General features: G+C 40.3%; 5 protein-coding genes. 4 read left to right on the top strand and 1 reads right to left on the bottom strand.

Annotated features, from left to right (window positions below):
• Positions 1-35: 35 nt before the first annotated feature.
• Positions 36-1,724, bottom strand: coding sequence for an RluA family pseudouridine synthase (locus BCU12_RS06860; protein WP_198599272.1), 1,689 nt, complete (start codon positions 1,722-1,724; stop codon positions 36-38).
• A 383-nt stretch (positions 1,725-2,107) separates the two neighbouring features.
• Here BCU12_RS06860 and BCU12_RS06865 point away from each other — a divergent pair, with 383 nt between their 5' ends.
• The 4 genes from BCU12_RS06865 (at position 2,108) to BCU12_RS06880 (ending at position 5,655) form a co-directional block, all read left to right on the top strand.
• Positions 2,108-2,938 (top strand): DUF6279 family lipoprotein, encoded by an 831-nt coding sequence (locus BCU12_RS06865; protein ID WP_102403605.1) that lies wholly within the window; start codon positions 2,108-2,110, stop codon positions 2,936-2,938.
• A 130-nt stretch (positions 2,939-3,068) separates the two neighbouring features.
• Entirely contained in the window at positions 3,069-3,836 is a 768-nt protein-coding gene (locus BCU12_RS06870; protein ID WP_102403606.1) for a sulfite exporter TauE/SafE family protein, read from the top strand.
• Between the two features lie 237 nt (positions 3,837-4,073).
• Entirely contained in the window at positions 4,074-4,724 is a 651-nt protein-coding gene (locus BCU12_RS06875; RefSeq protein WP_102403607.1) for a LuxR C-terminal-related transcriptional regulator, read from the top strand.
• Positions 4,725-4,992: 268 nt separating this feature from the next.
• On the top strand, positions 4,993-5,655 hold the full coding sequence (locus BCU12_RS06880) for a LuxR C-terminal-related transcriptional regulator (protein WP_102403608.1): 663 nt from the start codon (positions 4,993-4,995) through the stop codon (positions 5,653-5,655).
• Positions 5,656-5,703: the final 48 nt, after the last annotated feature.

Consider the following 5,703-nt stretch of genomic DNA (forward strand, 5'->3'; position numbering starts at 1 on the left):
GGGGGGGGGGGCTTAAACTGTGCAGAGTGCTTTGCTTAAAATTCGGCTTCTACTTGAAAGTTCATCGATTTCTTCGTGTAAGGATGTTCGAAAGAAAGCGTTTCAGCATGAAGGTGAAGACGATTCGATTTTGAGCCATATAAGTCGTCACCCACAATTGGCATATTGAGGCCTTTAACGTGGGCACAATGTACTCTTAGTTGATGGGTACGGCCTGTTTTAGGGTAGAGATACACTTTCGTTTGGCCATTGCTAACACTTATTTTTTCCCAATGAGTTTCTGCCGATTTGCCATGCTCAAAGCAAACCAATTGCCTTGGCCTGTCATAAAGATCACCTCGAAGCGGCAAGGTAACATCTCCAGATTCGTTAGTTAATACACCGTCAATAAGAGCGACATAGCGCTTTTGGACTGTACGAGTGATAAATTGCTTTTGAAGACTTTTGTTGGCTCTTCGTGTTAAAGCGAAGACGAGTAACCCCGAAGTTGCCATGTCTAAACGGTGCAATACAAATGGCCCCTCACAATCGGTAAATTGCTCAATCAAGCGTGTAAATGCTGAATCCTTGATATGTTTACCAGGTACAGAAAGAAAGTCGGCGGGTTTATGGACGACAACGATCGCGTCATCTTGATAAATGATGTCGAGATTTTGTCCCTCCGCTGGGTTCTCAAGTAACGGATTTGGGTCGACGCCCATTCCATCTAACATGTGAGTTAAAATAGGTAAGCACTTACTTTGGCAAGAAGGGTAGAACTTTTTATGTTGGCGGATCTCAGACTTTGGAGAGACTCCCCACCAAAATTCAGCCATGCAAACAGGTGTTAACTGATGCGCAAATGCGTATTGGAGCAATTTCGGCGCGGCACATTCGCCAGAGCCTGCTGGTGGTATCGGCGAATCTGTTCCAGCAAAAATGTCATTGAGCGATTTCGTAACCCCACCTACATTGAGAAACTTGTACTGATCAAATAGCTTATGTTGTAAGGCATTCGACATTGATTTTCTTTGTTCTACTAGAGCATCAATTGGTGCAGTTAATTGACTTAACTGAAGTGAAAGTTCAGCAGTAGAATCGCTTTGATGCTGTTTTAGCGCTTTCAGCTGATTTTTTTCGGTGACGCTTTCTCGACTCAATTGAATCAACGCCTGCTTATCTTCTTCACAGTGTTCATCGAGTGTTGAACGCTGCTGTTTCCGTTGAGCACGGCCGACTATCATTGCTTGTCGATGTTTTTCAATTTGCTGTTCGAAATCTACGCTTGTTTGTTTTAGTGACTGTTTCAGCTTATGTATTTCTGGATTCGACTGCTGATGTTTGAGTGCATTACTGACTTGCGTGATCTTTGATAGATCGGAGCGAAAGAAACTATCGCTAGTAAGCATGTCAAATACAGGTGGAACAAATCCAGGCAACAAATTTTGGTCAGCGATTTTTCCCGAAAACGCACTGAGGTAGCCCAACGTACCTTGATTGTTTCTCACTACAAGGACACCAAACATCTTGCCTGTTCCTTTCCGTTCTTCAGCTATATCACTTTCCTCAAGACCAAAGTCGTGTTGCCAGTCGTCTTGTGTTAATAGAAGCTGTTGCAGTTCTTTTGCTGCTAACTCGCTTAAAGCATGCGGCTGATAGTAAAAAGGAAAAGTGAACTTGGTTGGTAGCTCAATCCCATCTGTAGAAGATGAGAACAAAGTGAAACAGGGAGTTGATTGTGACATACGAAAACCAAACAAACACAGGGCCAAAATGAGGGCTAATGTTACTCCAATGACATTGAATTACTAGATATTATTGAGCGATAAGAATGACGTGTGCAATCCAAAAGAAAGAACATAAGTATCACGCTTACGATATGAGTAACTAGTCATAAGAAAATAAATTGAGTAGCGTGGGTAGAGTAAGTTTGCACTGGTTAATAAAGGGTCATGGAGGCAATATTGGGCTTGCCACTTCGGTGTTCGCTTAGAAATGCAGGTGAGTGAAAAGTATTTATTTTGTCTAGGGTTAAAGCTTAGCCATTGACCTGAATCTCATTTTGTAATCTGCTGCAAGCAAGGTGCTATATTGTTATGGCTTCTAGGTTCTAAAGAGGGAGGTAGAAATGCGTATTGTCATTGCGGCGTTAGTTTGCCTGCTGTTAGCGAGCTGCGGTACTAAGTTTGCTTATCGTAACATGGATTGGTTTATTCTTGAGTACGTTGATGATTTTGTTGATCTTAGTAGTGATCAGAATGACATTCTCACGCTTCAAATTGACAAACTGAGTGACTGGCATCGAGTGGAAGAATTACCACTGTATGTCGAGAATCTTGATTCGCTTTTAGCGATATCTCCAGAAACGATTACACAAAAGGAAGTTGCTCAACAGTTTCATCAAATTGAACGTCATTATGAGCGCTTGATAGCGAGGGTTGCGCCTGATCTTTATGCTTTCACTCAAACGCTAACTGACGAGCAAGTCAAACAGTTGCTTGAAAGTATCTCTGAGCGTCATGGAAAGTACCGTGAAAAGTATAAAGATCTGTCTGAAAAGGAGATTCATGAGCGATATCAAGAGCGAATTGAAGAAAAGGTTGAGAAATGGATTGGACGATTAACTTCAGAGCAAAGAAAGGTCATTGAAAACTGGGGCAGCGAATTTGAGATCTCAGCCTTCGAATGGATGTCCTATCAGGATACGATGTACAAAGAATGGGAAACCTCTCTCTATCGAAGAGAAGACCCGAGTTATTTCCAACTGAAATTTCAGCAACTCATATTCAACTCAGACAGTTTCTTCTCATCTGAGCTTACGGCGATGATCACTCACAACCGGAGTGTCAGTGAAAAGCACATTGTGGACATTGCTCAATCAATGAGTGAAAAGCAGTGGAAGCACTTTAGAAGTGAGATCAATGATTGGAAAGAGATTGCTTTAGAGTTGCAACAATAAGAAGTAATCACAGTCGCTTCGTACGTGAATGATCATCAAAATAAAATTCGGGGCTCGGCAAAGTTTCTTATCTTAGTGCTTGATTTGGTTATTGCGGATTCATCGACGTCGTTTTAGAAAGGGAGTTCTAATGATTTATGAGTGGTTCATGCTTTTTTGGGCAGGGATATTTGGGGGGATATTGAATTCAGTAGCGGGTGGGGGAAGCTTTATCACGTTTCCCGCTTTACTTGCTTTTGGAGTGCCCCCTATTGCGGCCAATGCAACGAATACGTTCGCGGTAAGTGCAGGTTATGTCAGTGGGGCTTATGGCTTCCGTCAAGAACTAAAGGGAGATTCTCAGTTACTTAAAACTATCCTGATAAGTTCCCTAGGCGGTGTGGTGGGTGCTTATATGTTGCTGAGCATACCGGATAGCACTTTTCTAAATTCTATTCCGTGGTTGTTAGGATTTGCGACATTACTGTTTATATTTGGAAAGCGTATACAATCGTTCTTCATGCTGATCCTACCAAGTAACAAAAGCCCATCCGTTATTACCTTGGTCGCATTACCTTTGTTACTGCTTTTAACGTCAGCGTATGGTGGATTTTTTAATGCAGGGCTGGGAGTAGTCGCACTTAGCTATCTAGTGCTTGCTGGCTACAGCAATATCCACCAAATGAATGGACTCAAGCTTGTTATTTCAACTTGTGTATCGGTATCTGCGATTTTGGTATTTGTTACTGAGGGGTTGATCGATTGGGCGAGAGGAAGTGCAGTCTTGACTGGTACTTTAGTAGGGGGCTACTTGGCAGCGCGTGTATCGCAAAAAGTACCACCAAGTTACATATGGTATTTTGTCGCAACGTCTAGCACTGTCGTCACCGCATATTTCTTTCATCAGGCCTATTTCTGATATACCTCTCTTTAAGTGCGCACCTACTCAAGGTATCAACACCGTTACTTAGCATCATCTAAGCATACGAGCATTCCTATGTAGCCCTTAAGCATTAGAAAGTATGAATTTATCGTGGCTTGAAATTTGCGGTATTTTTCATTCTTCTTGTCATGCTCATGTTTGGTTAAAATGGCAGCAATATGACAAGAGCTATTAATGATGTATGAGTCGAAACATTTCCCTAAGGAGCTTCCAATGAATGACGATCAGCGTACTAGGGTAACCTTGCTATCTGAGGTTAGTATGCAAGCCAACTTGTTGAAACAGTCCTTAGAGTCAAACTTAGATTTATACGTGGATATAGTGCCATTCTCTTCATTAAGTACCAATATAGACTTAAAAAACTCATTTCATTCGATAGTGCTAGCTGACTATTCACATATTACCGAAGAAGACTTTTCTATCTACAGTCAGTATCGAACTCAATCATTAAGCAATGTGAAAGAGGTATTGATTAATTGCCCTTCTCTAATTGAGTCTTCAGCCCTATTTAAGTGGCGTGATCTTGTAGGGGTCTTTTACATTGAAGACGACATATCAAATTTTGTTAAAGGCATGAATAGAATTCTACTTGGAGAAATGTGGTTATCTCGAAAATTCGCTCAAGACTATATACAACACTTTAGAGAGACTAGAAAGCATAACTCTTCTCGCACAATGACGCAGCTTACCAACCGAGAAAAACAGATCATTCATTTATTAGGTCATGGCGCGTCCAACATCCAAATCGCAGACAAGCTGTTCGTGAGTGAGAATACAGTTAAAACCCACCTTCATAATATCTTCAAAAAAATTAATGCAAAAAATCGTCTTCAAGCGTTGTTATGGGCAAATAATAATATTTAGTATTGAAACATATTGAGCAGGCGCGACAATAGGGTGCTTCTGATTGTATATAACAACATGCTCTAAGTTATAGTTTTATTTATAATGCTAAAGTTTATATTTGTATCTAATTGTGCCGTCTCACACTTGAGACGCTCATACTTTTCTAATGTAGATAAATTCCATTGATGATATATTTCCTATATATTTGCTCTCTGATAATTTGAGTGCTTAATATGGTAAAGCACCACTTGAAACTGTGGCAGTTTTGCTAGATTTAAGGGAAAGTATGAAAGGTTTAAAAATGGGCTTGGCTGAGTCAGATGTACAGATTTTAATGATGACGCAATATAGCTTGCAGAGTGAAAACTTTCGTCAGATGCTAGAAGAAGCAACAAAGCTAACAATCAGCAGTGTTGACCCTTCAAAAAAAATGGATGTGGCCTCTATACCAGATAATAGTATTGTAATTGTTGATGTTTCTTCAACGAATCAGTTAGATGAAGTAAGCAAGATTATTCAAGACTCAGAGAAGGTAGTTGGTACGGTGTTGTTCAATGCTGATGACAACATGAGTGTTGATGAAGTACTGAGTTGGAAATCGCTCCGCGGTACATTTAGTGCGAAAGATTCCATGGCCCAAGTTTGTCAAGGTCTTAAATCAATCGCAAATGGTGACAACTGGCTTCCTCGGAAAATCATTAGTAAATTGATTAGTTACTACGAGACAAACATTAGCTCTAGCCAAGATCTTGGATATTTAGCAACAGAATTGACAAGAAGAGAAATGGAGATATTAGAATCACTGAAAACAGGTGGCTCTAATATAGAAATAGCAGATTCTTTGTTTGTAAGTGAACACACTATTAAATCCCATTTGTATAATATTTTTAAGAAGCTTGAGGTGAAAAATAGAACTCAGGCGATGGCTTGGGCCAAAAAGCACCTCTGATTGTTAATAGTTGAAACTATCAATAGTTGGAAATAGAGCTTAAATTCT

Origin of the sequence: Vibrio sp. 10N.261.55.A7, from assembly GCF_002877365.1 — a bacterium.
Classification (GTDB): domain Bacteria; phylum Pseudomonadota; class Gammaproteobacteria; order Enterobacterales; family Vibrionaceae; genus Vibrio.

What these genes read in the sequence shown, in the direction of transcription:
- BCU12_RS06860 (WP_198599272.1), bottom strand. Translation starts at nt 1,724, where the DNA reads ATGTCACAATCAACTCCCTGTTTCACTTTGTTCTCATCTTCTACAGAT.
- BCU12_RS06865 (WP_102403605.1), top strand. Translation starts at nt 2,108, where the DNA reads ATGCGTATTGTCATTGCGGCGTTAGTTTGCCTGCTGTTAGCGAGCTGC.
- BCU12_RS06870 (WP_102403606.1), top strand. Translation starts at nt 3,069, where the DNA reads ATGATTTATGAGTGGTTCATGCTTTTTTGGGCAGGGATATTTGGGGGG.
- BCU12_RS06875 (WP_102403607.1), top strand. Translation starts at nt 4,074, where the DNA reads ATGAATGACGATCAGCGTACTAGGGTAACCTTGCTATCTGAGGTTAGT.
- BCU12_RS06880 (WP_102403608.1), top strand. Translation starts at nt 4,993, where the DNA reads ATGAAAGGTTTAAAAATGGGCTTGGCTGAGTCAGATGTACAGATTTTA.